The sequence below is a fragment of the Sphingomonas carotinifaciens genome (assembly GCF_009789535.1).
Classification (GTDB): Bacteria; Pseudomonadota; Alphaproteobacteria; order Sphingomonadales; family Sphingomonadaceae; genus Sphingomonas; species Sphingomonas carotinifaciens.
In genome coordinates this window covers 1455914-1482500 of sequence record NZ_WSUT01000005.1, presented here as the reverse complement: position 1 = coordinate 1482500, position 26587 = coordinate 1455914, and the positions used below count along the sequence as shown (strand labels likewise).

At 68.4% G+C, this 26587-nt stretch carries 27 protein-coding genes, 1 tRNA gene and 1 pseudogene (1 of these 29 only partly in view); 6 read left to right on the top strand and 23 right to left on the bottom strand.

Features of this window, described 5'->3' with window-relative positions; translation table 11 throughout:
• The 5 genes in view from folE to GQR91_RS09010 are tightly spaced (each overlapping or abutting the next) and all read right to left on the bottom strand, a layout consistent with a single transcriptional unit that may run on beyond the window.
• Positions 1-344, bottom strand: partial view of a GTP cyclohydrolase I FolE gene (folE, locus tag GQR91_RS09030; RefSeq protein WP_112382232.1) — the 5' portion only. It extends 283 nt beyond the left edge of the window; 344 of the gene's 627 nt are visible here — the first part of the coding sequence; it begins with the start codon at positions 342-344; its stop codon lies off the left edge, out of view.
• Positions 341-1195: an S-formylglutathione hydrolase gene (fghA, locus tag GQR91_RS09025; protein WP_149682028.1), complete on the bottom strand. Its 855-nt coding sequence runs from the start codon at positions 1193-1195 to the stop codon at positions 341-343. The genes folE and fghA overlap by 4 nt, the downstream gene beginning before the upstream one ends.
• Positions 1192-2058 (bottom strand): formyltetrahydrofolate deformylase, encoded by an 867-nt coding sequence (gene purU, locus GQR91_RS09020; protein ID WP_149682029.1) that lies wholly within the window; start codon positions 2056-2058, stop codon positions 1192-1194. The genes fghA and purU overlap by 4 nt, the downstream gene beginning before the upstream one ends.
• Entirely contained in the window at positions 2055-2438 is a 384-nt protein-coding gene (locus GQR91_RS09015) for a VOC family protein (RefSeq protein WP_149682030.1), read from the bottom strand. Before GQR91_RS09015 ends, purU begins: the two co-directional genes overlap by 4 nt.
• Entirely contained in the window at positions 2438-3550 is a 1113-nt protein-coding gene (locus tag GQR91_RS09010) for an S-(hydroxymethyl)glutathione dehydrogenase/class III alcohol dehydrogenase (protein WP_112382228.1), read from the bottom strand. The genes GQR91_RS09015 and GQR91_RS09010 overlap by 1 nt, the downstream gene beginning before the upstream one ends.
• 99 nt (positions 3551-3649) lie before the next feature.
• On the opposite strand from GQR91_RS09010, the gene GQR91_RS09005 reads away from it, so the two are divergent.
• Together GQR91_RS09005 and GQR91_RS09000 are read left to right on the top strand one after the other, a co-directional pair.
• Positions 3650-3853 (top strand): hypervirulence associated TUDOR domain-containing protein, encoded by a 204-nt coding sequence (locus GQR91_RS09005; protein WP_112382227.1) that lies wholly within the window; start codon positions 3650-3652, stop codon positions 3851-3853.
• 51 nt (positions 3854-3904) lie between these two features.
• Positions 3905-4207, top strand: a complete 303-nt coding sequence (locus GQR91_RS09000) for an SWIB/MDM2 domain-containing protein (protein ID WP_174236620.1) — start codon at positions 3905-3907, stop codon at positions 4205-4207.
• A 50-nt stretch (positions 4208-4257) separates the two neighbouring features.
• Here GQR91_RS09000 and GQR91_RS08995 read toward each other — a convergent pair whose 3' ends face one another.
• The 7 genes from GQR91_RS08995 to GQR91_RS08965 all read right to left on the bottom strand — a co-directional run bounded on the left by GQR91_RS08995 (position 4258) and on the right by GQR91_RS08965 (position 8662).
• Entirely contained in the window at positions 4258-5097 is an 840-nt protein-coding gene (locus GQR91_RS08995; RefSeq protein WP_235903976.1) for a MipA/OmpV family protein, read from the bottom strand.
• A 637-nt stretch (positions 5098-5734) separates the two neighbouring features.
• Positions 5735-6178 carry a hypothetical protein gene (locus tag GQR91_RS08990; RefSeq protein WP_149682032.1) on the bottom strand — a complete coding sequence of 148 codons (444 nt, stop codon included), beginning with the start codon at positions 6176-6178 and terminating at the stop codon, positions 5735-5737.
• Positions 6179-6223: 45 nt separating this feature from the next.
• Positions 6224-6300 (bottom strand) — tRNA-Arg (locus GQR91_RS08985).
• A gap of 73 nt (positions 6301-6373) precedes the next feature.
• Complete coding sequence (locus GQR91_RS08980; RefSeq protein ID WP_149682033.1) at positions 6374-6817, bottom strand: DUF1178 family protein; 444 nt, start codon at positions 6815-6817, stop codon at positions 6374-6376.
• The gene (locus tag GQR91_RS08975; RefSeq protein WP_149682034.1) at positions 6814-7641 is read right to left on the bottom strand and encodes a carbon-nitrogen hydrolase family protein; all 828 of its coding nucleotides are present in this window, start codon (positions 7639-7641) and stop codon (positions 6814-6816) included. The genes GQR91_RS08980 and GQR91_RS08975 overlap by 4 nt, the downstream gene beginning before the upstream one ends.
• Positions 7638-7895 (bottom strand): glutaredoxin 3, encoded by a 258-nt coding sequence (grxC, locus tag GQR91_RS08970; RefSeq protein ID WP_112382222.1) that lies wholly within the window; start codon positions 7893-7895, stop codon positions 7638-7640. Before grxC ends, GQR91_RS08975 begins: the two co-directional genes overlap by 4 nt.
• Before the next feature lie 32 nt (positions 7896-7927).
• Entirely contained in the window at positions 7928-8662 is a 735-nt protein-coding gene (locus GQR91_RS08965; protein WP_174236621.1) for a ComF family protein, read from the bottom strand.
• Between the two features lie 44 nt (positions 8663-8706).
• Here GQR91_RS08965 and GQR91_RS08960 point away from each other — a divergent pair, with 44 nt between their 5' ends.
• Positions 8707-9543, top strand: coding sequence for a class I SAM-dependent methyltransferase (locus GQR91_RS08960; protein ID WP_149682035.1), 837 nt, complete (start codon positions 8707-8709; stop codon positions 9541-9543).
• 4 nt (positions 9544-9547) lie between these two features.
• Here the strand turns inward: GQR91_RS08960 and GQR91_RS08955 are convergent, their stop codons facing one another.
• From GQR91_RS08955 to GQR91_RS08915, 10 genes and pseudogenes are all read right to left on the bottom strand, one after another.
• The gene (locus GQR91_RS08955; RefSeq protein ID WP_112382220.1) at positions 9548-9934 is read right to left on the bottom strand and encodes a response regulator; all 387 of its coding nucleotides are present in this window, start codon (positions 9932-9934) and stop codon (positions 9548-9550) included.
• A 63-nt stretch (positions 9935-9997) separates the two neighbouring features.
• On the bottom strand, positions 9998-11680 hold the full coding sequence (locus GQR91_RS08950) for a sensor histidine kinase (protein WP_235904014.1): 1683 nt from the start codon (positions 11678-11680) through the stop codon (positions 9998-10000).
• 75 nt (positions 11681-11755) lie between these two features.
• A pseudogene (locus tag GQR91_RS19885) lies at positions 11756-12064 on the bottom strand (tetratricopeptide repeat protein); the annotation flags it as partial.
• A 340-nt stretch (positions 12065-12404) separates the two neighbouring features.
• Entirely contained in the window at positions 12405-13739 is a 1335-nt protein-coding gene (locus GQR91_RS08945; RefSeq protein WP_235903980.1) for an EAL domain-containing protein, read from the bottom strand.
• Between the two features lie 315 nt (positions 13740-14054).
• Entirely contained in the window at positions 14055-15224 is a 1170-nt protein-coding gene (argE, locus tag GQR91_RS08940) for an acetylornithine deacetylase (RefSeq protein WP_149682037.1), read from the bottom strand.
• 111 nt (positions 15225-15335) lie between these two features.
• Complete coding sequence (locus GQR91_RS08935) at positions 15336-19574, bottom strand: translocation/assembly module TamB domain-containing protein (RefSeq protein WP_149682038.1); 4239 nt, start codon at positions 19572-19574, stop codon at positions 15336-15338.
• Positions 19574-21772 carry a BamA/TamA family outer membrane protein gene (locus tag GQR91_RS08930; protein ID WP_235903981.1) on the bottom strand — a complete coding sequence of 733 codons (2199 nt, stop codon included), beginning with the start codon at positions 21770-21772 and terminating at the stop codon, positions 19574-19576. The genes GQR91_RS08935 and GQR91_RS08930 overlap by 1 nt, the downstream gene beginning before the upstream one ends.
• A gap of 95 nt (positions 21773-21867) precedes the next feature.
• Positions 21868-22284 (bottom strand): hypothetical protein, encoded by a 417-nt coding sequence (locus tag GQR91_RS08925; protein WP_149682039.1) that lies wholly within the window; start codon positions 22282-22284, stop codon positions 21868-21870.
• Positions 22281-23012, bottom strand: a complete 732-nt coding sequence (locus GQR91_RS08920) for a prepilin peptidase (protein WP_235903982.1) — start codon at positions 23010-23012, stop codon at positions 22281-22283. The genes GQR91_RS08925 and GQR91_RS08920 overlap by 4 nt, the downstream gene beginning before the upstream one ends.
• Positions 23005-23244 (bottom strand): hypothetical protein, encoded by a 240-nt coding sequence (locus GQR91_RS08915; protein WP_249042530.1) that lies wholly within the window; start codon positions 23242-23244, stop codon positions 23005-23007. Before GQR91_RS08915 ends, GQR91_RS08920 begins: the two co-directional genes overlap by 8 nt.
• Positions 23245-23377: 133 nt before the next feature.
• Between GQR91_RS08915 and GQR91_RS08910 the strand changes: the two genes are divergently transcribed.
• The gene (locus GQR91_RS08910; RefSeq protein WP_149682041.1) at positions 23378-24562 is read left to right on the top strand and encodes an acetyl-CoA C-acyltransferase; all 1185 of its coding nucleotides are present in this window, start codon (positions 23378-23380) and stop codon (positions 24560-24562) included.
• Positions 24563-24569: 7 nt separating this feature from the next.
• On the opposite strand, the gene GQR91_RS08905 is transcribed toward GQR91_RS08910, so the two are convergent.
• A complete protein-coding gene (locus GQR91_RS08905) occupies positions 24570-25070 on the bottom strand; it encodes an SH3 domain-containing protein (protein ID WP_174236624.1) in 501 nt (166 codons plus the stop codon).
• 101 nt (positions 25071-25171) lie between these two features.
• On the opposite strand from GQR91_RS08905, the gene GQR91_RS08900 reads away from it, so the two are divergent.
• Complete coding sequence (locus GQR91_RS08900) at positions 25172-26170, top strand: 2-hydroxyacid dehydrogenase (protein ID WP_149682353.1); 999 nt, start codon at positions 25172-25174, stop codon at positions 26168-26170.
• A 95-nt stretch (positions 26171-26265) separates the two neighbouring features.
• Positions 26266-26457: a hypothetical protein gene (locus GQR91_RS08895; RefSeq protein WP_112382211.1), complete on the top strand. Its 192-nt coding sequence runs from the start codon at positions 26266-26268 to the stop codon at positions 26455-26457.
• Positions 26458-26587 lie beyond the last annotated feature (130 nt).

Here is a 26587-nt window from a genome sequence, read left to right as displayed (position 1 = left end):
CGCGGCAGATAGGCGATGTGCGCGACGCCGATGATCGGCGCCATGTGATGCTCGCAATGCGATTGGAAGGGAATGTCCTTCAGCAGCACGATCTCGTCATAACCGCCCACCTCTTCGAACACGCGCGCCAGATGGATAGCGGGATCATCGGCATAGCCGGCGCAATATTCGCGCCAGGCCCGCGCCACCCGCTTGGGCGTATCGACCAGCCCTTCGCGCGTCGGATCGTCACCGGCCCATTCGATCAGCGTGCGGATCGCGTCGGTGACGTGCGAGGGAACGGCGATCTTGCCGTCGGCGGCGACGAGGTCGCCATCCTCCGGCTCGCCGGGAACGACGGTCATGCAGGGTCCTTTGCGTGAAGCCGTGCCGCCGCCCAGGCGACATGATCGGCCATGAAGGTCGAGATGAAATAATAGCTGTGGTCGTAGCCGGGCTGCATCCTGAGTGTCAGGTCGATGCCTGCCGCCGCGCAGGCCGCGCGCAGCCGCTCGGGCTGGAGCTGCTCGTCGAGAAACTGGTCCGCATCGCCCTGATCGACCAATATCTCGGGCAGTCGCGCGCCATCCTCGATCAGCGCCACCGCATCATGCTGGCGCCAGCTACCCCGGTCGCTGCCCAGATAGCCGCCCAGCGCCTTTTGCCCCCACGGCACCTGCGACGGCGCGACGATCGGCGCGAACGCGCTGACCGCGCGGAAGCGATCGGGGTTGCGCAAGGCCAGCGTCAGTGCGCCGTGGCCGCCCATCGAATGACCGGTGATCGCCTGTCGCGCCAGATCGGCCACCGGGAACTCCGCCGCGATCAGCGCGGGCAGTTCGTCCTCGATATAGCTTCGCATGCGGAAATGCGGCGTCCAGGGCTCCTGCGTCGCATCGACATAGAAGCCGGCGCCCTGCCCCATGTCATAGGCCTCGTCGTCCGCGACGCCTTGCCCGCGCGGACTCGTGTCGGGCGCCACGAAGATCACCTTGTGCTCGGCGCAGGGCGCGCGATACTCGCCCTTGTCGGTGACGTTGGCGTGGGTGCAGGTCAGCCCCGACAGATACCACAGCACCGGCAGCCGCTCGCCGGGGTCGTGCGGCGGCACATAGACCGAAAAGGTCATCGGCGTGCCCGTCGCATGGCTGTCATGCCGGTACACGCCCTGCGTCCCGCCGAACGCCGTGTTGGTCGAAACCGTTTCCATCGTCATCGGAATATCACCGTCCGGTTGCCGTTGAGAAAGACCCGCCGCTCGCCCACCCAGGCGACCGCGCGCGCCAGCACCTGCGCCTCGATGTCGCGGCCGATGCGGATCAGATCGTCGATGCTGGCGCGGTGATCCACCCGCTCCACCGCCTGTTCGATGATCGGCCCCTCGTCCAGGTCGGCGGTGACGAAATGCGCGGTCGCGCCGATCAGCTTTACCCCGCGCGCATGCGCCCGGTGATAGGGCTGTGCCCCCTTGAAGCCGGGCAGGAAGCTGTGATGGATGTTGATGCACCGCCCCTCCAGCGCCGCCACCAGCCGCGGGCCCAGCACCTGCATGTAGCGCGCCAGCACCAGGTAATCCGCGCCCGATGCCGCCATCAGGTCGATGATCGCGCCCTCCTGCGCGTCGCGATTGTCCGCGCCGACGGGCAGGTGATGCCAGGGCAGCCCATGCCATTCCACCAGCGGGCGCAACGCATCATGGTTGGACAGCACCCCGACGATCTCGACCGGCAGCGTGTTCGTCCGCCAGCGGTGCAGCAGGTCGTTCAGGCAGTGCGACCCCTTCGATACCGCGACCAGCACGCGCGGCCGATCCCCTGGGCTCGCCACCTCCCAGTCGAAGCCGAAGCGTTCGGCGACCGGCCCCAGCGCCGCCGCCACCGGCTCCCGCGCCGCCGGAAAGCGCTCGCCGCCGCGCCCGAAGACGACGCGCATGAAGAAGCGCCCCGTCTCCAGATCGGCATATTGCTGGCTGTCCAGGATGAAGCCGTCGATCCCTGCCAGCGCGCCCGCCACCGCCGCGACGATGCCGGTCCGGTCCTGGCATTGCAGTGTCAGGACGAAGGGCGCCTCCCCGCTCATCCGATGCGGTGCAGCGCGCAGAGCTTGTTGCCCCATGGATCGCGCAGATAGGCGAGGTACAGCAGGCGCCCGCCCGTCGCATGGCGCACGCCCGGCGGATCCTCGATCGCGGTGCCGCCATGCGCGACGCCGGCCGCCTGCCATGCATCGGCCTGCTCGGGCGACGCGGCGAGGAAGCCCAGCGTACTGCCATTACCGAAACTGGCGGGCTCGCCGTTGATCGGCCGGGTGATGCCGAAGCGTCCGCCGGCATGGGCATAGAACACCCTGCCCCATTCATCGACCACGCCCTCGGGCACGCCGAGCACGCCCAGCACCGCGTCGTAGAAGCGTTTGGCCTCGGCGATATCGTCCGCACCCAGAATCACATGGCTGAACATCAGTAGACCACCACCGAGCGGATCGACTCGCCCGCATGCATCAGGTCGAAGCCCTTGTTGATCTCCTCCAGACTCAGCACATGGGTGATCATCGGGTCGATCGCGATCTTGCCGTTCATGTACCAGTCGACGATCTTGGGCACGTCGGTGCGCCCCTTGGCGCCGCCGAACGCGGTACCGCGCCAGTTGCGCCCGGTAACCAGCTGGAAGGGACGCGTGGAGATTTCCTTGCCCGCCTCGGCCACGCCGATCACGATCGACGTGCCCCAGCCGCGGTGACAGCATTCCAGTGCGGTGCGCATCACCTCGGTATTGCCGGTGCAGTCGAACGTATAGTCCGCCCCGCCATCGGTCAGCGCGGCGACGGCGGCGACCATCTCCTCACGGCTCAGCCCCCGCGCATCGATGAAGTCGGTCATGCCGAACTGGCGGCCCCAGCTTTCGCGCTCCGGGTTCAGGTCAACGCCGATGATGCGGTTCGCCCCCACCATCCGCGCGCCCTGGATGACGTTCAGGCCGATGCCGCCCAGCCCGAAGACAACGACATTGTCACCCACCTGCACCTTGGCAGTGTTGGTGACCGCGCCCACGCCCGTCGTCACGCCGCATCCGATGTAGCAGCTCGTCTGGAACGGCGCGTCCTCCCGGATCTTGGCCACTGCGATCTCGGGCAGCACGGTGAAGTTCGAGAAGGTCGAACAGCCCATGTAATGAAAGATCGGCTGGCCCTTGTAGCTGAAGCGGGTGGTGCCGTCGGGCATCAGGCCTTTCCCTTGCGTGGCGCGGATCGCGGTGCACAGGTTGGTCTTGCCCGACAGGCACGACTTACACTGGCGGCATTCGGGCGTGTAGAGCGGGATGACATGGTCGCCCGGCGCCACGCTGGTCACGCCCGCACCCACCTCGCGCACGATGCCGGCGCCTTCATGGCCCAGCACGCTCGGGAACAACCCCTCGCTGTCCAGCCCGTCCAGCGTATAGGCATCGGTGTGGCAGATGCCCGTCGCCATGATCTCGACCAGCACCTCGCCCGCGCGCGGACCCTCCAGGTCCAGTTCCACGATCTCCAGCGGCTTCTTGGCCTCGAATGCAACGGCGGCACGGGTCTTCATCGACGATCTCCTTGGGCGTGCTGCCCTAACGCCGCTTGGGGGCGCCATGCAACCAACCGGCGCTCCCCGCGATTGACGCGTGGTTACAGGAGACGATCCATGACCGATTTCAAGAAGGGCGACGAAGTGACCTGGAAGAGCCATGGCGGCACCGCACATGGCACCGTCGAGAAGAAGGTCACCAACGATACCAAGATCAAGGGCCATCAGGTCCGCGCGTCCAAGGACGAGCCGCAGTACATTGTAGAGAGTGACAATGGCGGAAAGGCGGCGCACAAGGCGGGGGCGCTCCATAAGGCGTGATTCACACGCCCCCCGCACAAGGGGGACCGCTAGAGAATAGGAAGGACAGAGATGGCCACTGCCAAGCAGGAAGCCGGCGCCAAGAAGGCCGCGACGAAGCAGACCAACGAGGGCACGGGCATCCACGCCCCGGTCCAGCCGTCCGAGGAACTGGGCGCCATTGTCGGCAACGACAAGCTGCCGCGCAGCCAGGTGATCAGCAAGGTCTGGGACTATATCAAGTCCAACAACCTGCAGAATCCTGAGAACAAGCGCGAGATCCTCGCCGACGACAACCTCAAGAAGGTGTTCGGCAAGGACAAGGCGACGATGTTCGAGATGAACAAGTTCATCTCCGCCCATCTGAAGAAGTAAGACCGGCCGGGGGCCCCGCCGCGCAGGCCGCAGGCGGCGCCCCCCGCCTCCTATAGACCGAACCGGAAGCCGTATCCCACGCCCAGCGTGAACTGCGCCCGGCGCCCCCGTTCGCGGACCAGCGGCGAGTCGCCCGCGGCCTCGCCCAGCCGTTCCAGGCTGCCGAACACGGTGATCGCGCTGCGCCGGTCCAGCGGATGCACCATCGACCCGCCGACGCCGTAGGACAGCACGCCGCCATCCGCATCGTATCGCGCCAGCCCGGTGCGCAGCGACTGGCCCGCATCCACCCCGAAATAGGTTTGCATGAAATCCGCGCTGGCGAGCGTCGCGCGCGGCCCGAACCGCACGATGCTGCGCCCCAGCCGCGCGCGGTAGCTGCCGCCGATATCGGCCACCACCCCCTGATGCCCGCCAAAACCCCGCCGCACCTCGCCGCGCAGGCTCCACTGCCGCGCCGGGCCGAACGCCTTTTCGACGAAGCCGCCCGCCTCGCCCGCCGCCTTCACATTGCCCATGCCGACCAGCGCGTCGCTCCCGCCCGCGATCAGGAAGGGCGATCCGCCATCGCGCTCGTCACGCCCGAACCGGATCTTGACCAGCGGCCCTGCACGCCACCCGCCGCCGTTCACCGCATTCCACCCGATCCCGTCGGGCACGGAGGCGAACAGCACGTCCCGGTAATTGATCCGCAGGTCCGGAAACACCGACAGCGACACGTCTCGTGATCCCAGCCACGCCGGGCTCAACACCGGCGCCGCGCCGATCGTGATGCTCCACCCCTCGGGCTGCGCCGGCGGTATCCGCGCCGGTGCCGCCTCCGGTCGCGACTCCTGCGCCGCCACCGGCACGGCCAGCAACGCCGCCACCATCAACGCCATTCCACGCATCACCATCATCCCCGATCAGCAGAGTTCGGCGGATACTGCCCCGTCGGCAGCGAGATGGCGATAGCGGCGCAACCAAAATCGCCAGCCGCCCGGCATACCACGTGCCAGTTAGAGTGGGCTTCGATCGCCTTCGCTCACCCTTCCGCGGCCGCGCCGCTCCCTCCAGCATCGGGTCGGTCATGCCCCCGGCATGACCTGAACAGTGAGGGGCACTGTTCACCCGATGCTCCCGGCGGGAGAGGGAAAAGACGCCGAAGGCGGCGAAGGGTGAGGGCGACCACGTCTGATCGAATTCGACCCTAAAGCATCATGCGCAAAACCTGATGCAACATCCGTTCGGCCTGAGCGAAGTCGAAGGCCAAGCGCCAGGGGCTGTGCTTCGACTTCGCTCAGCACGAACGGAACGGGATGGAGCGGATTTAACGCAGCTTGCTCTAGTGCCGCGCCCAACGACACAGCCCGATCACACCCCTCCGCCGCGCCCCCCCCATCCGTTCGTCTCGAGTAGCCGTCGAGTAGCGGCGCAGCCGCGTATCGAGACGGCGTATCGAGAGACAGGTTGGCGCACGCAGCGATGCCCCGGTACACCCCTGTCAGCTCTACTCAGCACAACGGATCAGGTGCCCCGAAACACGAGTTATCGCAGGTCGAGTTCCAACGGCTTGCGCGCAGCGCGCTTCGCCGGCGTCGGACTCGCCTTCGCTACCGGCACCCGCACCGCACGCGCCACCGGCGGCCGCGGCGCAGGCGTCGCTACCGCCACCGGCACCGGCTCAGGCTTGTCGACCACCCCCGCCTCGACCCGCGCCAGCCGATCCGCGACCAGTGTCGCATCCAGCATCTGCCGCGTATCCCGCAGCGCCGCCACCTCGCGTTCCAGCGCGTCGATCCGCGCCGCCATCATCTTCCACCGCACGGCATCCTGCGTTTCGGCGACCATCGCCTGTGCGGCCTTTTCCTGATGCGCCCGCTCGGCCCGATCGGCGGCATCAAGGCGCGCGGTATTGTAATCCCCCGCCGGTGCCCGCTCGCAACCGCCGAGCATCATCGTCGCCACCAGCATCACGACAGGCAACGGCACCAATGGTCGCATCGCGGCAGCATCCGGCTGGATGGGAAAGGAAGGTGGTGACCCCGACTGGATTCGAACCAGTGGCCCCCAGATTAGGAATCTGATGCTCTATCCGACTGAGCTACGGAGTCACGTCGCGTCCTGATACAACCGCCATCGCGACGGGTCCAGTGGCCCCGGCGGCTCCGACAGGCCGACGCCGGATCAGTTCAACTGCTTGGGCGGCGCCACCGGCAGGGGCAGCGGCGCGATCGGCACACCCTCGTCAATCAGCGCCCGGGCTTCCGCCAGGCTGGCCTGTCCATGGATCACCGTTTCGGCCGCCTCGCCGGCATGGATCGCCCGCGCCTTTTCGGCAAAGGCGCTACCCACCCAGGTCGAGGATTCCAGCGCCTTGGCCTGTGCATCCGCCAGCATCTTCAGCGCCGCCTTCACCGTGTCCGGCGAAGGCGGGTTCCGGGACGGCTCCTGGCGCTGGTTGCCCTTGGCGGCGATCTGCGGGGCCATCACCGCCTTTTCGATCGTCGCATCGTCGCACATGGGGCAGCGCACCTGCCCCGCCTCGCGCTGCGCGGCATAATCCGCCGACGATCCGAACCACGCCTCGAAGACATGGCCGCCGCCGCAGCGCAGGTCGAACACGATCATGCCGGCACGACCTGCACCGGCGGAATCGCGCGTCGATGCGACAGGGCCGGTACGCGTGCGCGCACCTCGGCCGTGCGCGCCGCGTCGATCTCGGCAAAGCCCAGTCCCGCCGCCTCGCCCAGATCGAGCAACACCTCGCCCCAGGGATCGACCAGCAGCGAATGGCCATAGGTCGCGCGGCCATCCTCGTGCAGCCCGGCCTGTGCCGCCGCCACGACATGCACCCCCGCCTCGATCGCCCGCGCCCGGAGCAGGACATGCCAGTGCGCCGCCCCGGTCGGCCGGGTAAAGGCGGCGGGCACGCTCATCACCGTCGCCCCCGCTTCCGCCAGCCCCGCGAACAGCGCCGGAAACCGCAGGTCGTAACAGATGGCCAGCCCCAGCCGCCCGACCGGCGTATCGACCGCAACCGCCGCCTCGCCCCCGGCATAGCTCGCCGATTCGCGCCAGCTTTCCCCGGTCGGCAGGTCGACGTCGAACAGATGCATCTTGTCGTACCGCGCGCGCACCGCACCGCTGCCGTCGATTACGAAGCCGCGATTGGCATAGCGGCCATCCTCGCGCCGCACCGCCAGCGATCCCAGATGCACCCAGACGCCGTGCTTCGCCGCCGCCTCGCGCGTCGCGGCCAGCACCCGATCCTCATCCTCCGCCACGATCGCCGCGGCGGCCCGCCCCCGATCGCGGTCAAGCGCCCCCGACATTTCCGGCGTGAACACCATCGCGGCGCCCTCGACCCGGCTCGCCGCCACCGCCTCGGCCACGGTGCGCGCGTTGACGGCGGGATCGATCCCGCTCGTCATCTGGAGGACACCGACCCTCATGCCGCCAGCAGCGGGTCCAGTCCTCCCTGCCGGTCCAGCGCCGCCAGATCGTCCGAGCCGCCGATATGCCGCCCGTCGATGAACACCTGCGGCACGGTGGTGCGCCCGTTCGCGCGCTGGATCATCTCCGCGCGCCGCGGGCCGCCCATCGTGATGTCGAACTCCTCGGGGCTGACGCCCTTGGAGGCGAGCAGCGACTTGGCGCGCGTGCAATAGGGACAGAACGCCTTGGTGTAGATTTCGACCTTTGCCATGCACGAACAGGTGTGGATGCCGGCCGGGCTTGTCAATCATCCTCTGCCAGCACGCGTGCCCAGCACAACAGCGTCACCGACGCCGCGCCCGCCGCCAGCAGCGCGCGGGCGCACGCATCCGCGGTCGCTCCGGTCGTATAAACATCGTCGATCAGCACCACCCGCCGCCCGGCCACCGCCGCGCGCTCCACCACGCAGAAGGCGCCGCGCGTCACCCGCGCGCGTGCCTTGCCGCCCAGTCCGCGCAGCAGGGGCGTGCGCCGCCACCGCACCAGGACACCAGATTCGTGCGCCACCCCGGTCAACCGCGATAACGCCTGCCCCAACAGCGCCGCCTGGTTGAACCCGCGCGACCATAGCCGCCAGCGATGCAGCGGCACCGGGATCAGCACCTCCGCCCCCGCCGGCATCCGCGCCAGCATCAACCGCGCCATCGTCTCGGCCAGCCCGATCCGCCCGCCATGCTTCAGCTTGACCGGCAACATCCGCGACACCGGCCCATAGGCCACCACCGCGCGCACCCCCGCCAGCCGCGGCGGCCGGGCGATGCATGACGCGCACCGCGCCCCCGCGCCCCGATCATGCGAAAACGGCCGGTCGCATCCCGCACAGGCCGGCGCGCCCAGAAACCGCAGGCCGGACCAACAGGCGGTGCACAGCCGGTGATCCGCCTCCACCACCACCCCGCATGCCGGACAGCGCGGCGGCAGCGCCCAGCTTACCACCAGCGCACCCGTTCGCCGCCACGTCTTGCCCCACCACCCCATGCCGATGCTTGTCGTTGAGCCCGGATCGGCGCACAAGCCGGCGCGTGAACGCTCCTGCCATCTTCGACCGCGCGGCGCGCCGCCGCCGCCGCGACCGCGCCGCATCCCATTTCGCCGAATACGACTTTCTGCGCGCCGCCATGCTCGACGGCATCGCCGAGCGCTTGGGCTCGGTAAAGCGGTCTTTCGAGGCGGTTCTCGATCTCGGCTGTTTCGATGCCGGCTTTGCGGCCCCGCCCGGCGCTCGCGTCGTTCGCGTCGATCCCGGCTTCGCCTTTGCCCGCGCCGCCCGCGGCGTGCAGGCGGACGAGGATCACCTGCCCTTTGCCGACGCCTCCTTCGATCTGGTGGTCAGCGCCGGCGTCCTCGACCAGCTGGACGACCTGCCCGGCGCACTCACCCTGATCCGCCGCGTGCTACGCCCCGACGGACTGTTCCTCGGCGCCTTCACCGGCGCGGGCAGCCTGCCCCGCCTGCGCGCCGCCCTGCGCGCCGGTGAGGCGGAGCGTCCCGTCGCTCGCCTCCACCCCCAGGTCGATGTGCGATCCGCCGGCGACCTGCTGATGCGCGCCGGCTTTGCGTTGCCCGTCGCCGATATCGAGACGCTCGATGTCGGCTACCGCGACATCGGCCGCCTGATGGACGATCTGCGGGGCATGGCGGCGTCCAACGTGCTGGCCGACCGGCGCGCGATCACCCGCACCGCGCTCGCCGCCACTGCCGCCGCCTTTGCCGCGGATGCCGGCGACAATGGCCGCACCGTGGAGCGGTTCGGGATCGTCTTCCTGACCGGCTGGGCGCCCGATCCCTCGCAACCGCTGCCCGCCCGCCGCGGCAGCGCCACCACCTCGCTCGCCCAGGCGCTCAAGCCCCCCGGCTGAGGCGTCAGAGGATCATCCCGCCCGCGTCGCGCGCCAGGATACGGCCCATCGCGTCGAACAACTGATCCATCGCCACCGGCTTGAAGATCACCTCGTCCGCGCCCGCATCGATGCAGCGCGCGCGCAGGTCGATCGCGGTGTCGGCGGTGACGACGATGATCGGCACCTGCCCGCGCGCGTCGCCGCGTGCGCGGATGTGGCGGATCGCGGTGATCCCGTCCATGCCGGGCATGCGCAGGTCGATCAGCACCACCTGGAAATCCTGCGCATCGATCAGGGCCAGTCCGCGCTCGGCATCCTCCGCCTCGGTCATGCTCGCCCCAGCTACATCCAGCATGTCGCGAACCACGCGCCGGTTCATGCGGTCATCCTCGATGAAGAGCACGTTCATGGCGCTCGTCAGGCTCCTGCCGGCAGCGGGTCGTGGCGGCTGTTCATGGTCCGGCTGTAGTCGCTAAGCCGCTTGCGAGACAAGCACTTGCTCACCGTGACGCGACGGACCGAACAACGCGGCGACCACCGCGGCGCCGGCCACCGGCTTTGCTATCACCTGCGTTATGCCAGCCGCTTTCCAGGCGGCGATCCGCTCGGGATCGGGGGCCGGCCACAACAGGGCCACGGGCGGTCCGCCCCGCGCGGCGGCCGCGATCGCCTCCACCGCGCCTTCGTCGCGCACGCTGGCCTCGTCTACCAGCACGGCGGCGACATGGCCCTGCGCCATCCGCGTCGCCGCGTCCTCCGCCGATGCGGCAAAGGCGACCGCGCCGTGCGCCGCGAACAGGCTGCGCCACATCGCGCGCTGGATGGGGTTGCGATCGACCACCAGCAGCACGCGCTCATCCGGAATTTCCACCGCATCCGGCGCCGCGGCGCGCACCAGCGGCAGGGTCAGCGTGAAATCGGCGCCTTCGCCGACCCGACTCGCCACCGCGACATCGCCCCCCATCGCCCGCGCCAGATTGCGGCAGATGGCCAGTCCCAGGCCGGTGCCACCGAACCGCCGCGTCGTGCTGGCATCCGCCTGCCGGAACGATTCGAAGATATCCTCCAGCTTGTCGGGCGGGATGCCGATGCCGGTATCGCGCACCCGGATGTGGAGCATCTCCCCTTCGCACCAGCCGGACAGGCCGACCGATCCCGCCTGGGTGAACTTCATCGCATTGGACAGCAGGTTGAACACGATCTGGCGGACGCGCGCGGCATCGCCCTGCACCCAGCGCGGACATTCGCCCAGCGCCAGCGCGAAGGACAAACCCTTGGCCGCCGCCTGTTCTTCCCACAACCGGCTGGCATCGCGGATCGTCGCTTCCAGATCGTACGGCGCCTGCTCGATCGTCAGCCGCCCCGTCTCCATCTTCGCCACGTCCAGGATATCGTCCACCAGCGCGCGCATCGTGATCCCCGCCCCATGCACCACCCCCAGCCGATCGCGCAGGTCGGCCGACAGGCCACGGTCGGTCAGCATCACCTCGGTCATGCCCAATATGCCGTTCAGGGGCGTGCGGATTTCATGGCTGGTGGTCGCCAGGAACTCGGTCTTGGCGGCCAGCGCCTTGCCCAGCGCCGCGTTCGTCTCCGCCAGGTCGTCGTTGGCCGCCCGGATCGCATTGCGGCTGCGTTGCAGGGTGAACAGCCAGATGCCGAGCAGCGCGATGATGATCGCGGTCGCCGCCACCGTGCCGATCAAGATCCATCGCTGCGTCCGCGCCTGTGCCCGCTCGAACAGGACCTTGCGCTGAAGGTCGTTGGCCTTCAGCGTGGCGATGCGGAGTTCCTGGTTCGCGAAGTCGAACCGCGCGCCCATCAGCGCCGTGCTCGTCGTCGTCGCCAGCTTCGTCGCCTCGTCGTCCAGCCGCTTCAGTGCCACCAGATGCGCCAGCGCCCGCTCCGCCTCCCCCAGCGCGCGATAGGTCTCGAACGCCGTCTGATGCGCCTCGCGCTGCACGATCGTGGTCCTGCTCAGGTCGACGCCCGCGAAACTCTCCCCGATCAGTTGCCCGGCCCGCGCTACGTCCCCCTGCTGCAACGCCGCCTGCGCCGACACGCTGAGCAACGACCGCCGATCGGTGTCGTCCGGATTGGGGAGCACCGTACGTGCCTGCTGGATTGCACGATTGGCAGCGGCAATCTGATGCACCTTGAGCCTGTTGCGCGCCAGATTCCGAAGGATTTGCCCCTGCAGAATAGGACTGTCGATCCGTGTTGCGGCAGCTAGAGCGTCGTTGAGCGGAGCCTTTGCCTTGTCATGCCTGCCCATCTCATCCCAAATAACCGCCATGTTGTTGAATACCGCGATCGTCAAGGAATCGTCGGCCTTGTAGTCCTGGCGCGCCTGTGTGAGATATTTTATCGCATTCTGGTAATCTTTCGCGTCACTGTACAATGCCGCCATCAGAACGAGCGTCAGTGCTTGACTACGCCCGTTATCGAGCTTCCGGTATATACGAAATGCCGCCTGATAGGAGCGAAGCGCCTGAGCGACACGAAGCTTTGCCGCATCTATCCCCCCTTTGGACAACATCACGTCTGCGTGTAGTTTCGAGGTCGGGGCATAGGCATCGGTCAATGCATATGCGTCGTTTATCAACGACTCCGCCTTGTTGAGCTGGCCAAGGCGCATATAGGCCTCCCCCTTCAACCAGTAAGCAGTCGCGGTTGCGACGTTTCTGGCAACGGGGGTGGAAAGCTGCCCGATCAATGCCTCTGCCTGATCCGCGCTTGCGATGGTGATCTGCGGATTGCGCAGCATGGCATCTTTGGCATCGGCGACGGCTGCGTCGAACGCGGCTTGCGCAGCAGGTTGAGCCGACACGGAAACCGAAATGCTCAAAAGCACTGCCGTCAGCAGTGCCTTCAAGAACTTAGCCACGCTGCACCCCGGAAAAGCGGGCAAATGGCACACGCGCTTCGGATGTGGCCGCAAGATGCCGCCCCTCGTCGAAGAATTGCAGCAAGGCATCCAATCCGATCGGGCGACTGATCAGGAACCCCTGCACCATGTCGCACCCCATCACGGTCAGCAACGCAAGTGCCGCCTGCGTCTCCACGCCCTCGGCCACCACCTCCATCTCCAGCGCATGCGCCAGATCGATGGTCGACCGCACGATCAGCGGATCGCGGTTGGAACTGGTCAGTTGCGTGACGAACAGCTTGTCGATCTTCAACTCGCACGCCGGCAACTGCTTCAGATAGGCCAGCGACGACAGCCCCGCGCCGTAATCGTCGATCGCGACATCGATGCCGATCTCGGCAAAGATCTTCAGATTGGCGATCGCGCTTTCCGGATCGCGGATCACCGAGGTTTCGGTGATCTCGAATCCGATCTTCGCGCCGCCATGCTGCACCAGGGTGCAGGCTTCGGCTACGAAGCGCGTATCGCTCAGCAACACGCCCGCGATATTGATGAAGACCGGCACGTCATAGCCGCGTGCCGCCATCGTTTTTTGATCGGTGATGACCTGGCGCAGCGTCCACAGCGTCAGAGCGACGATGTCGCGCGAGTCTTCGGCAATGGGAATGAAGTCGCCCGGCAGCACCAGACCGCGCGTCGGATGCCGCCACCGGATCAATGCCTCGACACTGGCGATCTGCTGGCGCCGGACATGAACCTTGGGCTGATATTGCAGAAACAATTCGTCCGACCGGCCGATGGCGACATGCAGGTCGCGCGCTAGGGCGATCCGGTCGATCCGCGCCGTTTCCACCGGCAGGTCGCGCTCCACCGGGCGCCGCTCGATTCGGGCATCGGCCAGCGCCTGCTCGGCCTCCTCGATCATCCGCACATCGTCATGGTGCGGCATGGAGGCTGCGGTGGCTCCCAGTGCCACATCCAGCGCATATTGCTCGCCATCGATGTCCACGGGCGAATCGAACAGCGCGGTCAGCACGTCCAGCATGGCGGCCAGCACGTCGCGGTCCGCGCCGAACGCGACGATCTCCACTTGCGCCGGCCCCAGCACACGCACCTGGGCGCCATCGATCGCCAGCAACGCCCGTTCGGCGACATCGGCCATCAGGACATCGCACCGCTGGCGTCCGACATGGCGGCGCAAAATGGCGAAGTTAACGATCTCGACCAGGATCAGGAACTGGAATCGCTTGCCCGCTCCGACAGGGGGAAAGCCGATTTCCCCCTGATCTTCGAGCGGGATCGACGCCGGATCGAGCCGGGACAGGGAGGACGGGCTGCGCTTCACGCCTCCACCGCTACGCGTCGCGCCTTGAAGATTGGGTTAAGGATCCCACCCGAATTCCGCATTAAACGCCCGCAACAAAGATGGTTAATGGGTTCTTAACTGCGTTGTAGGGTGGTTAATTTTCTCTTAATAGATAGGGGCACCTCTTCCGGGGGTGCCAATGAGGAGAAAGCAAAATGCTGAAGTTCATTCTGGCGCTGATCCACGGCGAGAACATCCGCCCCTGGTAAGCGGTACCCGGTCCGGTGAACATGCGCTCGCGGTGCGGGGGCATGGTGCACCGGGCCACCTGCATGCCGCCCGGCGCTATTGGTGTCAGGCGCGCAGCGCGTCGATCAGGCGCAGCATGAACGCCGCGCCTCGCTGCATCTGATCGATCTCGATATATTCGTCCGGCTGATGCGCCTGCTCGATCGAGCCCGGGCCGCAGATGATCGTTGAAAATCCCGCCTGCTGGAACTGCCCCGCCTCCGCGGCATAGGGTACCGCCCGCACCGGTCCGTTATCGCCTGCCAAGCGGCGTGCCAGCGTCTCGGCGGCGCCGTTCTGCTCGGGCGCGAAGCTCGGCGTCAGGGATCGGCGCACCACCTCCACGCCTGCCCCTGGAAAGCGCGCGCGCAGCGACGCGTCTGCCTCCGCGCAGGCTCGCAGGAAGGGCGCCAGGATCGCCTCCGGATCCTGCCCCGGTATCGTGCGCAGATCGAAGGCGAAGCGACATTCGCGCGCCAGGATGTTGACCGCCGTTCCCCCCTCCACCTGTCCGATGGTCAGGGTGGCATGATGGGGACAAAATGGTCCGTCAGGATCGCCCTGGGTCGCCAGTCGCTCCGCCAGATCCGCCAGCCGCTGCATCAGGCGCACCGCCACCATGTTCGCCGAAATTCCCAGGTGAGTCAGGCTCGAATGCGCCTCATGACCGGTGACGGCCACCACCCACGTCGCGATCCCCTTGTGCCCGGCGACCACCTCCATGTTCGTCGGCTCCCCCACCACCACCGCCGCCGGTCGGGGCAGCGTCCGCGCGATCTCCCCGATCATCGCCGGCGCCCCCAGGCACCCCACCTCCTCGTCATAGGAAAAGGCCAAATGCACCGGGCGTTGCAAATCGCGCCGCATGGCGAGCGGTGCGGTGGCCAGCGCCAGCGCCAGATATCCCTTCATGTCGCACGTACCCCGCCCGAACAGGCGGTCGCCCCGCTGCGTCAGCACCCAGGGGTCGCTCGTCCATGGCTGGCCGTCGACCGGCACCACATCGCTATGCCCCGACAGCACGACCCCGCCCTCCACGACGGGCCCCAGCGTGGCATAGTAATTCGCCTTTGAGCCATCGGCGTTGCCGACCCGCCGTCCCGTCACGCCGAGCGGCGCCAGCCGATCCTCCACATAGTCGATCAACGCGAGGTTCGACTCGCGCGAGGTGGTGTCGATCGCGATCAGATCGGACAGGATCGCGGTGGCTTCGGCGGCAAGCGTGTCTGGGGTCATCCTCCACCTTAGTCAGCCATGGCGCCCCGGCTCAACCCGTTGCAATCCGACATGGAACGGCCGCCGGACCCGCATGGTCCCGGCGGCCGCCCATCGTCACCCCCCTTAGCGTCAGTAATCGCGCGAGTAGCGAAGAGCCCCGCTCGACCCACCGAACGAGCCGGTGGCGGTCAACAGGCTCAGCGTCCGGGTCAACGCGATCTCCAACTGTGTCGCGGTGAAGCCACGGGCATCGGTGACGATCTCGATATAGATATCGTCGGTCAGATATTTGCCCGCCGCCAGGCTGGTGCCGCGACCGGTCGCCTCATCGCCGCCCAGCACCCGCAGCCGGTCGAAGCCGGTGGCCGAGCGCAGCTTGCCCAGCGGATTCAGCCCGCCGCCCGAACCACGCAGCGAGTTGAGCGCGGAGGCCAGCTGGATCGCCTCGGTCGCCGACAGGTTCTCGGGGTTGGTTCCGAACAACAGACGGCTCAGCACCTCGTCCTGCGGCAATGCGGGTGTCGAGGTGAAGGCGATCTGCGGCCGCTGGCCGGTGCCCGTCACGTTGATGACCGCGGTGATGCCATCGGTCGTGGTCGTCGCCTGGATGTTGATGTCCGGATCGGTCAGCGCACCGCCGCGGAAGCGGACGATGCCGCGGTTCACGTCGAACCGCTTGCCGGCGAACGAGTAGGTACCGCGCACCAGGTCCAGCCCGCCAGAGATCGTCGGCGCCGCGCTGGTGCCGCCCACGCGCAGGTCCATTTCCCATTCGGACTCGAGGCCCATGCCCGAGACGAACAGCTGGTTGTCGGCGCGGACGCGGATGTCGAGTTTGAACAGGCCGGCGGGAGCGGGTGCGGGCCGATCGGTGGGACGACCGGGGCGCAGTTCGGAGCGGCGGCGGATGCCGGTCAGTTCGGGCACCTCGGCCTGCCCCTGGCGGATGATCTGATACCGTGCGTTGGGCACGGTCAGGTCGCCCTGGATCAGCCCGCCGTCGCGCCCGTGGGTCAGCCGGATCGTGCCGCTGGTGGTGGCCGCCAGCGCATCGCTGTTCGCCAGCCGGGCATTGTTCAGCTGCGCGCGGATATCGACCGGATAGCCGCTGTCCGCTGCCAACCCGACCGTCCCTTGCGCCTGCACGGTGCCGTCGCCGGCGCGCGCCTGCATCCGGGTGATCTCCAGCCGGTCGTTGGAGAAGCGTGCCTGCAACTGCATCTGCGACAGGCGCGTGCCATAGGTTTCGTTGTCGTAGGTAAGGTTGTCGGCGCGGATCAGGCCGTTCAACTGCGGTGCCGACACCCGACCGGAGAAATCCGCCGCGATGGCGATCGGCCCGGTCAGTTGCTGCTCGGGCAGCGCCGCGAACGAGAACAAAACGGCAGACGGACCATTATAGCGGATACCGCCGGACAGCGGCGCGGACATCAGCCGCTCCGTCCATGATCCGGCACCCGGCGGCAGCGGGCGGAGATTGGCGAGCATGCGGCCCACCACGGTCTGCCCGCGACGCACCAGCGCCCGCGCCTCGCCACCATCGGCCAGCAGGCGACCGGCGAACACCACGTCCACCGGCTCCGACACCGCCGCAAGGCCGGTGCGCTGGAAGCCGCTGATCGTCAGTCGTGCGTCGGCGGTCGGGAAGGTCGCCCCGCTCGCCTGCGCATAGTCCAGGCTGCCGGTCGCCTGCCCGGAGATGCCCAGATTGGGCATGAAGGCGCTGAGCACCGCCAGGTTCATCCGGTCCAGCCGCACCTGCGCCTGGGTTGCCGCGCCATAGGAGCCGGCAAGACGCGCCGATCCCTGGTCGAACGTGATCTGCGTCGGCGCCAGGCGATAGGTACCGTTCGCATTGGTGATGCGGGCCGGATTGGCGGTGCGGAAATTGATTCCGTTCGCCAGCCCCTGCAACGCCACCAGATACTGGTTCGGCGAAAGCTGCGCATTGGCCGCCACGCGGAACGGCACGCCGCTCGATCCGGTCAGCAGCGCCTGCGCCGTGCCGCGCCCGCCGGTATAGTTCACCTTGGCCCGCGCCGCCTCGATCACCGTCGGGCCGTAGCGCGTATCGCCGAGCTGCACATCGGCCACGACCTGCGGGGCGGAGGGCAGCATGACGATGCTGGCATTGGCCAGCGCGCGGCCGATGGTGAAATCGACCATGCCGGGCACGCGCGCATTATAGGCGCGCGCGTTCACGTCGGCGCGCTGGTTGCCGCCCTGATCGGCGAGACGCACCTGACCGGAGATGCCCTGACCGGCGAATTGCAGCCCGCCCGCAAAGGGCCCGCGCGGGCTCTGCACGATGCGGCCATTGGCGGTGATCCCCGCGAACAGCACGCGGCGCACGTCGACCGCCAGTTGATTGCCGGGCCGCACCAGCACGTCCGCGGTGAACGGGCCGTAATTGGTGCCGCCGGTGGCGTTCACCGCATAAGCACCGCCCTGCCCCACGACCCGCGCGTTGAGGTCGACCAGACCCACGCCGACGCCCGGCCGCGGCGCGCGCAGCACCACCACCGGATTGGTCTGCGATCCCGTCACCCGCGCGAACAGCGGGCCATATTGGGTGGAATAGGCATCGGCATTCACCGCCACCGCGCCGGAGGCCGGATCGTAGCGCCCCTGCCCCTGCGTGATGCGGAATTGCGGCGCGTTCATCCGGAGATTGCGGAAGGTGACGATGCCTTCCGGGCTGTACCCGACATCGGCGCGGATCGCCGCATTGCCGCCCAGGAAGCTGCGTGCCCCTTCGTTGAAGATCTGCGAGGTACGCGCCACCACCCGGCCGGTCACGCCGAAGCCCGTCGGCGTCGCCACCAGATTGGCATCGGTCGACAGGTTGATGATGCCGATGCTCTCCACGCGGTAGTTGTTTACCCGCCCCTTCAGCGCACCGGTGTAGCGGCCCGTCTCCATGTTCGCGACGATCACCGCGGTCGCATCGATATTGTCGGAGCGGATGCGCAGATTGTCCGACAGGATGTTGGGCATCGCGATCGCGAAGTCGCCCTGGATGGCGACGTTGTTGGCCAGCCCGCCCACCGCGGCGTTCAGCCCGGCGACGCGCTTCGCACGCGCCTTGACCGGCACCAGGATGCGGTCGCTGTTCACCCGTGCCAGACCTTCGGCGTACAAATTCTCGACACTGGTCTCGCCAAAGCCGATGGCACCTGCGCGGACCTTGTAATCCACGGTCGGCGTCGCGAACGCACCGTCGAGGACCACGCGGGCCAGCACGTCCCGCCCGGTCAGGTTCGGCGCGATCGCACCCGGCGTCAGCAGCCTGGCATCGACCGCGAAGTTGCCGAAGCGGCTGTTCGCCAGATCGATCAGACCGCCCGCATCCACCACCAGGGCATCGGAGCGCAGCTTGGCGCGGGTATCGGCCCGCCGCTCGTTCAACGTGGTATCGATCGCCACCTGCAATGCAGGCGCGGTCAGCCGTTCGACCGGCCCTTCCAGATACAGGCCGGGCCGCGTCTGTCCGCGAACCTCGATATGCCCGTCGCGCGCTGCAACCCGCAGATTGGCGAGTTCACCCCCGCCCAGCGTCGCCAGCGCGCGCCCGTTCCACGCCTTCCAGCCGCCCGCGCCGTCCACCGACACGTTCAGCGGCGCCTTCAGCGAGGCCATCGACGCCACCACGCCGCCCACCGGCGCGGACAGCTTCACATCGACGCTCAGCTTGTCCTGATCGGGTACCGCATCCAGCATCAGGCGCAGCGAGTCGCCGCCCGCGACGCCCTGCCCGCGCAGCGCGTTGGCGGATGCCTGGATCTGTGCGCGGCGGTCCGCGATATGGACCGCGCTGTCGATGCCCAGCACATGGCGCTGGCCGGTCACCGCCGGCTCGATCACGAAGCGCGCGATCCGCAAACGGTTCACGTCGATGTCGAGATCGGGCAGCAGCGGCGCATTGGGGTCGCTCGGCGTCGGCTTCAGCTCGGGCTGGCGCGCCAGCGTGACGAGCCCGGCCGACAGGCTGCGCACATCGACATGGTTGTTCGCAAAGGCAAAGGGGCGCCAGTCCACCTCCAGCCGCGGGCTGGACAGGAACACGCCCTTGGGATCGCTGACCCTCAGGTCGGACAGCGTCATGCGGCCATAAAGCGACCCGTCGATCCGCCCGACCTTGATGTTCAGCCCGGATGCGGTCGTGTACCCGCCCAACTGGTCCGCCACGAAGCGTCGGCCGGGATCGGTGTTGATCCCGAACACGATGATCGCCAGCAGGGCGACGATCGACAGGATGGCGATGCCGATCCATTTCAGCACGCGCTGCCACAAGGGGCGCTTGGCAGGCACCGGCGCCTGATGCGCGTTGTCCGGCTGCGGCTCGGCCATGGTCCGTTCGTCCGTCATCAGAAGGCCTGCCCGATCGAGATATAGAGCGCGATTCTGCCGTCTCCCGGTCGCTTGTTCAGCGGGGTCGCCACGTCGACGCGCATCGGCCCGAAATTGGTATAGAAGCGCCCGCCGATGCCTGCGCCGAAGCGCAGGTCGGAGAAGGAGGGCAGCGTGCTTTCATAGCTGTTGCCGGCATCGATAAAGGGCACGATGCCGAAATTGCCGAAGCGGTAGCGCGCCTCCAGCGCGAATTCGTTCAAGGAGCGCCCGCCGACCGGATTGCCGTCCGGATCGAGCGGCCCGAGCCGCTGGAAGCCGTAACCGCGCACCGATCCGCCGCCGCCGCCATAATAACGCCGCGACGGCGCCAGATCGTCCCGGTCGATGCCGAAGATCGATCCGGCGCGCGCGCGTCCGGCGATCACGATGCTGCTGGTCGCGGGGTAGTAGAAGGTGCCTTCCACCATGCTGCGGCCATAGGGGCGCACCGCGCCGCGTACCGACGTTTCCGGGCTGAGGTTCAGCTTCAGGCGGAAGCCCTTGGCCGGGTTCAACAGGCTGTCGGACCGATCCCACACCACCTGTCCGGGCAGGGCCGCGATGCCATAGGTGCCACGCCGCCGCTCGCCGCGGGCGAAATCATACACGCTCTCGTTGGTGCCGGTCAGCTCGACGCCGTAGCTGTAGGTGAACGGCTTCTGCCAGATCGGGGTCGAGTCATAGCTCCACCGTGCCGACAGCGTGCCGATAAAGGCGTCGAACGCATCGTAATTCAGCCGGCTGGCGGAGGCGACGGCGGTAAAGGTCCGGTCGCGGCGTCCGGCGTTGGAACGGCGGAACGTGCCGCTTGCACCCTGCTCCTGCGTACCGGCGACGACGCTGGCGATCAGCGCGCCCTCCTGTGGGAAGAGGTTGCGATGCGTCCACGTCCCCTCGACGCGGATGCCCTGCCCGACCTGATACCCGGCCGAGCCGCCCAGCGACCGGTCCGGCCCCTTGGTCTGGTTCACCATCAGGTCGATCTGCTCGGTCCCGTCCGGGTTCATCCGGCCGGTCCGCTGTGGCTGGACGGAAACCGAGCGGAACAGGCTGGTGGCGATCAAGGCCTCGCGCAGGTCGTCGGTCAGACGCGAATCGTACAGCTCACCCTGCTTGAAGCGCGGAAAGACGTTCAGATGCTCCAGATCGAAGACCGGGTCGCCGCTGGTCGTCAACTGGCCGAACGACGATCGCGGCCCGGTTTCCACCGGCAGGGTGTAGGCACCGGTCGGCTCGGGGCTCTGGTCTTCCAGCAAGATGTCGCGCTCGCCGACCTTGGCGAAGGGATAGCCCCGCTGCGGCAGGACTAGGCTGACATTGGCTTCCGCGCCCTGGATGCGCGCCGCCTCGATCGGGTCGCCCACCTTCAGCGGCAGGTTGCTGCGGATCAGGTCCGGCGGCGTGACCGGCTCGGCGTTGATCGTCACCGAAGACAGGCGATACAGCCGCCCCGGAGTCGCGGTGACCACCGCGCGCAGGCGGCCGGGCTTGCCATCCTCGCCCGGCACCTGCTCCACCGTCGAGATCGCGGTCGCGTCATAATAGCCCAGGCTGCGCATCAGGCGGATCGCCAGTTGCTCGTCCTCGCGGGCACGCGCCGATACCTGCGTGGCATTCGCCGCCTTGCCACCGCCTTCGCGCAGCGCCGACAGCGACTTGAACTCGTCCTCCAGGTTCAGCGGTTCCAGCCCGCGGACCGCGGTTTCGTAGCGGATATCGGGCTGGTCGGCGTCCTTCACATCGGCGGCGGTCTGCAGCGGGGTGGTGTCAAAGGTCGCGAGCGGCTCCAGCGGCTGCGCCAGTACCGGATCCTCGGGGGTGGGCGCGCCCAGCGTGTCGCCCACCTGCGGCACCGTGGCACCGTTCGCCGGCGGCAGGGGCTGCGTGGTCGGGCGGGTCGCCGTGCCGGAGGCGGCGGGCTGCGCCGGAGCATTCTGGATCATCGGCTCCAGCGGCGCATTGATGTCGCCGCTCAGCGGCGGCAGCGCGGCATCGAATTCGGATTCCGGAACGATCGGCGCGTTCCCCTGGGGGTCCGCTTCCTGATCATCGGCGCGCGGTGCATCGGGGCCTTGCGCGGGCGCACTACCGGGCTGAGCGATCTGCGCCGAGGCGGGAGACACGGCCGCCAGAGCGAACGCCAACCAATATTGCCGGCCATGAAGTACTGCCACGCGAACGAAGTCCCCTTTCCGCTGCGGGGGACCCGTGTTCGGTTTGAACCCCGCCTCGACCCGTAACGTTTCGGGTCTGTGTTGGTTTCACTCGGTCACGATCCGGCCCTATCGGCGGCACAGCCGACCAGCCCGGCCAGCGGCGCGACCAGTCCGTCCTGCCCCTCGCGCTCCAGGCGCAGCGTCGCGGCGGACACCAGCGCACCACCGGTCAGGTCGGCGCGCGGCTGCACCGTCAGGTCCAGCGTCGCGGTCGTGCTACCGGTCCGGTACACCGTGGTCGCGGCCAGCCCCAGGCCTGCCATGCCCGTCGCACTGGCGGCGGCCAGATCGACCGGCTTGCCGTCCAGCACGATGCGCAGCCGCCCCGGCTCGGCCATGCCGACGAAGCGGCGGTCGGACGGGCTCCACAGATAGGCGGCACAGCCGGTGCTGGGCAGCGCCTGTGCCGGCAGCGTGCCCAGCGTGGGCTCGGCGAACGGGGCGAAAGCGGCGGCAAGGATCGCGATCATGGGCCCCCTCCTACCATCAGCAGCCAGGCCGGGTAAGCCGCCGCGGCAAGCAGCACGCCCAGCGGCACCGCATCGCTTGCCCGCACCGTGTGTCCGCGCAGCATCCGGATCAGCACGACGGCCAGCCCCAACAGGCTCGCCGCCAGCAGGACCGGGGGCAACATCCGCCACCCCAGCCACAATCCGATCGCCCCCAGCAGCTTGGGGTCGCCGCCGCCCAGCCCCTCGCGCCCACGCAGGTGCCGATAGGCAAAGGCGATCGCCCACAACGCGCCGAAGCCCGCCACCCCGCCGATGATCCGGTCGGCAAGCGCCGGCAGGCCGGCGATCAGCCCGAGCACCGCCAGCGGCCCGGTCAGCCGGTCGGGCAACCAGAAGGCGCGCAGGTCCAGCGCGCCGAGCGCCAGCAACAGCCATCCGAACGCCGCCCCCGCCATGCCCGGCCAACCGGCCACCCAGCCGGCGGACAGGCCGATCGCCAACCCCAGCCCCTCGATCCGCCAATGAACCGGATCGATCGCCGCGCCGCAGCGGCGACACCGGCCACGCTGGATACAGGCGCTGACGATCGGCACCAGCTCGCGCGCACGCAGCGTCACGCCGCATCCGTCGCAGGCGGAGCGCCCGGTGGCGATCGATCGTCCCTCGGGCCACCGGATCACCAGCGCCGCGATGAAACTGCCAAGGATCGCGCCCAACAGGCCGAGCGCGATGGCTGCCTCAGTCACCGACCATCCGCCATAGATACCGATACACCCCCAGCAGGTTGATTCCGAACAGCACCACATTCTGCGTGCCCAGCGCCCAATCCTGCGACAGGATCGCCCCGCTGATCCAGCAGATCGACGACGCGGTAAAGATCACGAATCCCCATCCCGTCACCCGTCGCCCGAAATCCAGCGACACCATGAAAGCGGCCAAGATGCCCGACAAGGCCGCCGCCCATTTCAGCGTGGTCATCAACGTTTCCATGATCGCGCCGGCATCCCTCTGCTAAAGCGAGGTTCCACAACGCGGGATCGACCGCCTCTATCCCCCGGCCCCTTGGCGCCCTATGTCGCTCCCGAAAAAATAGAGTCCTCTGGAGAGAAGCATGTCCACCGATCCCGTCGTGATCCTGTCCTATGCCCGCACGCCCATGGGCTCGTTCCAGGGTTCCCTGGCAGGCGCCACCGCGACGGAGCTCGGAGCCGCCGCCGTCGCCGGCGCGGTCGGGCGCGCGGGTGTTGCGGCCGACGCGGTGGAGCGGATCCTGATGGGCTGCGTGCTTCCTGCCGGCCTCGGGCAGGCGCCCGCCCGCCAGGCGGCGATCGGCGCCGGCCTTGGCACCCATGTCGAGGCGACGACCCTCAACAAGATGTGCGGATCGGGCATGCAGGCCGCGATCATGGCGGCGGAGGGGTTGGCTGCCGGATCGGCCGACCTGATCGTCGCGGGCGGCATGGAGAGCATGACCAACGCGCCCTATCTGTCGAAAAAGCATCGCGGCGGCGCGCGCATCGGTCACGACACGATGTACGACCACATGTACCTCGACGGGCTGGAGGATGCCTATGAGCCCGGCCGCCTGATGGGCAGCTTCGCCGAGGATACCGCGGCGGAATATCAGTTCACGCGCGAGGCGCAGGACCGCTTCGCGATCGCCTCGCTGGAACGGGCCCAGGCCGCGCAGAAGAGCGGCGCCTTCGACCGCGAGATCGTGCCCGTCACCGTGCGCGGCCGCAAGGGCGACACGCAGGTCACCCTCGACGAGCAGCCCGCGCGCGGCGATATCGCGCGCATCCCGACGCTGAAGCCCGCCTTTTCGCGCGACGGCACGATCACCGCGGCCAACGCGTCCTCGATCTCGGACGGTGCCGCGGCACTGGTCATGACCCGGATGAGCGTCGCCGAGCGCCTTGGCCTGACGCCGATCGCCCGCGTCGTCTCGCACGCCGCGCACGCCCATGCGCCCGCGCGCTTCACCACCGCGCCCGTCTTCGCGATGCGCAAGGCGCTGGGCAAGGCCGGCTGGCAGGCAGGCGATGTCGACCTGTACGAGGTGAACGAGGCGTTCGCCTGCGTCGCGATGATCGCGATGCGCGACCTGGACCTGGGTCATGAGCGGCTGAACGTGCATGGCGGCGCCTGCGCGCTGGGCCATCCGATCGGGGCCAGCGGCGCCCGCGTGCTGGCGACCCTGTTGTCGGCGCTGGAGACGCGCGGCGCACGCCGCGGCGTCGCATCCTTGTGCATCGGCGGCGGCGAGGCGACGGCGATGGCGGTGGAGCGCCTCTAGCCCCGCCTCAGGGCAGGCGCTCGCCCGGCTCCACACCCCAGAGCCGGTCGACGGTGACATAGCCCGCCTGCCCCTTCACGTCGAACCGGCACCAGCCGCCGCCGCACGCGCTCAGCCGCCCGACCACGCCCGGCGCCGCGCGCCACGCGATGCTGGCGCCGTCGCTCGGCCGGGCATACATCGGCGCCGGCTCCGTTCCGCGCACGATCGCGGTGCGGGTATCGCGCAGCAGCGCGGCCAGCATCCAGCCCTCGGTACCGTCCGGGTCCTGCACGCGGCGCCATTCCTTGAACACCGCCACCACCTTCACCGGCAGGTCGACGCGCTGGTACAGCCAGCTGGCCGGATAGCTGCGCGCCGGCCCGGTGCGCATCCGCGCCTGCCCCGCCCCGATCGAGGCATAATAGGGCAGCGCCCGCTTGCCCGGGGCATCGGCCGCCCCGGCATGGTCCGGCATCACCCCCGCCAACACCAGTGCCGCCACGGCACCCGCGATCCACCTGCGCATCGTCAACCAGCCCCCAGTTCGTCTATCCGCGCTCTACGCCGAGCCGCCCGGCTCCATCAACCACCGTTGACGTTGGCGGGCGCATGGCTCAATCCGGCGTCATGTCCGACACGCGCCGCTGCCCCCATCCCCGGGTCATCGTCACCCGCGAACTGCCCGATGCGGTGGCCGACCGGATGACCGCGCTGTTCGATGCCAGGCTGAGCCGCGGCGACGCCCGGATGACCACGGACGAGCTGGTCGCCGCCGTCGCCGAGTGCGACGTGCTGGTCCCCACCGTCACGGACGTGATCGATGCCGACCTGATCGCCCGCGCCGGCCCGCGCCTGCGCCTGATCGCCAATTTCGGCGCAGGCGTGAACCATATCGACCTTGCCGCCGCCCGCGCGCGCGACATCATCGTCACCAACACCCCCGGCGTCCTGACCGAGGATACCGCGGACATGACCATGGCGCTGATCGTCTCGGTCCCCCGCCGGCTGGCGGAGGGCGAGAAGCTGGTCCGCTCGGGCGAGTGGAAGGGGTGGAGCCCCGGCGGCATGCTCGGCCACCGCATCGGCGGCAAGGCGCTGGGCATCGTCGGCATGGGCCGCATCGGCCAGGCGGTCGCGCGCCGTGCCCGCGCCTTCGGCCTGTCGATCCATTACCATAATCGCCGCCGCCTGCCGCGCAGCATCGAGGACGAACTGGGCGCCACCTGGCACCCCGATCTCGACGAGATGCTGGCGATCGCCGACATCGTCACCATCCACACGCCCCTCAATGCCGACAGCCGCGACCTGATCGATCGTCGCCGCATCGGCCTGATGCGGCCCCATGTCTATCTCATCAACGCCAGCCGCGGCGGCATCGTCGACGAGGAGGCGATGGTCGATGCGCTGGAGGGCGGTCGCCTTGCCGGGGCCGGGCTGGACGTGTGGCGCCATGAACCGCGGATCGACCCGCGCCTGCTGGCGCTGCCCAATGTGGTGATGATCCCGCACATGGGTTCGGCCACCCTCGAAGGGCGCGTCGCGTCGGGCGAAAAGGTGATCGCCAATATCCGCATGTGGGCCGACGGCCATCGCCCGCCCGATCAGGTTCTCGACGGCTGGGCCTGAACAAAGTTTTGATCCAGATCAATTAACTGATCGGAACCGATCGCGGCCCTGCTGCATTGGCCTGTTGCAATTTACCGCAACAGGAGCTTCCAACCATGAAGAAAGTCGCGCTTTGCGTGGCGCTTGCCGCGTCCGCCCTCTCCATGTCCGCCTGCTCGACGCTGCGCGGCGCTGCGATCGGTGGCGCCGGTGGTGCGGGCGTCGCCGCCGCCACGGGTAACAGCGTGGAAAAGGGTGCCGCCGCCGGTGGTGCCGCGGGCGCCGTGATCGGCACCGTCGCGGACTAAACGGAATGGCGTCAGCCTGACCCGACCAACCGTTCGTGTCGAGTAGCCACCGGGTAGCGGCAAGGCCGCGTATCGAGATGGTGTATCGAGAGGCATGTTGCCGCCCATGGCAGCGATGTCCCGATACGCT

Excerpts from the sequence above, each read along its gene's own strand:
- GQR91_RS09005 (WP_112382227.1), top strand. The coding sequence starts at position 3,650 with ATGACCGATTTCAAGAAGGGCGACGAAGTGACCTGGAAGAGCCATGGC.
- purU (WP_149682029.1), bottom strand. The coding sequence starts at position 2,058 with ATGAGCGGGGAGGCGCCCTTCGTCCTGACACTGCAATGCCAGGACCGG.
- GQR91_RS08895 (WP_112382211.1), top strand. The coding sequence starts at position 26,266 with ATGAAGAAAGTCGCGCTTTGCGTGGCGCTTGCCGCGTCCGCCCTCTCC.
- GQR91_RS08980 (WP_149682033.1), bottom strand. The coding sequence starts at position 6,817 with ATGATCGTGTTCGACCTGCGCTGCGGCGGCGGCCATGTCTTCGAGGCG.
- GQR91_RS08995 (WP_235903976.1), bottom strand. The coding sequence starts at position 5,097 with ATGCGTGGAATGGCGTTGATGGTGGCGGCGTTGCTGGCCGTGCCGGTG.
- GQR91_RS08915 (WP_249042530.1), bottom strand. The coding sequence starts at position 23,244 with ATGACCACGCTGAAATGGGCGGCGGCCTTGTCGGGCATCTTGGCCGCT.
- argE (WP_149682037.1), bottom strand. The coding sequence starts at position 15,224 with ATGACCCCAGACACGCTTGCCGCCGAAGCCACCGCGATCCTGTCCGAT.
- GQR91_RS08965 (WP_174236621.1), bottom strand. The coding sequence starts at position 8,662 with ATGGGGTGGTGGGGCAAGACGTGGCGGCGAACGGGTGCGCTGGTGGTA.
- GQR91_RS08935 (WP_149682038.1), bottom strand. The coding sequence starts at position 19,574 with ATGACGGACGAACGGACCATGGCCGAGCCGCAGCCGGACAACGCGCAT.
- GQR91_RS09000 (WP_174236620.1), top strand. The coding sequence starts at position 3,905 with ATGGCCACTGCCAAGCAGGAAGCCGGCGCCAAGAAGGCCGCGACGAAG.
- grxC (WP_112382222.1), bottom strand. The coding sequence starts at position 7,895 with ATGGCAAAGGTCGAAATCTACACCAAGGCGTTCTGTCCCTATTGCACG.
- GQR91_RS08955 (WP_112382220.1), bottom strand. The coding sequence starts at position 9,934 with ATGAACGTGCTCTTCATCGAGGATGACCGCATGAACCGGCGCGTGGTT.
- GQR91_RS08905 (WP_174236624.1), bottom strand. The coding sequence starts at position 25,070 with ATGCGCAGGTGGATCGCGGGTGCCGTGGCGGCACTGGTGTTGGCGGGG.
- GQR91_RS09010 (WP_112382228.1), bottom strand. The coding sequence starts at position 3,550 with ATGAAGACCCGTGCCGCCGTTGCATTCGAGGCCAAGAAGCCGCTGGAG.
- GQR91_RS09015 (WP_149682030.1), bottom strand. The coding sequence starts at position 2,438 with ATGTTCAGCCATGTGATTCTGGGTGCGGACGATATCGCCGAGGCCAAA.
- GQR91_RS08975 (WP_149682034.1), bottom strand. The coding sequence starts at position 7,641 with ATGAGGGTCGGTGTCCTCCAGATGACGAGCGGGATCGATCCCGCCGTC.
- fghA (WP_149682028.1), bottom strand. The coding sequence starts at position 1,195 with ATGACGATGGAAACGGTTTCGACCAACACGGCGTTCGGCGGGACGCAG.
- GQR91_RS08900 (WP_149682353.1), top strand. The coding sequence starts at position 25,172 with ATGTCCGACACGCGCCGCTGCCCCCATCCCCGGGTCATCGTCACCCGC.
- GQR91_RS08910 (WP_149682041.1), top strand. The coding sequence starts at position 23,378 with ATGTCCACCGATCCCGTCGTGATCCTGTCCTATGCCCGCACGCCCATG.
- GQR91_RS08925 (WP_149682039.1), bottom strand. The coding sequence starts at position 22,284 with ATGATCGCGATCCTTGCCGCCGCTTTCGCCCCGTTCGCCGAGCCCACG.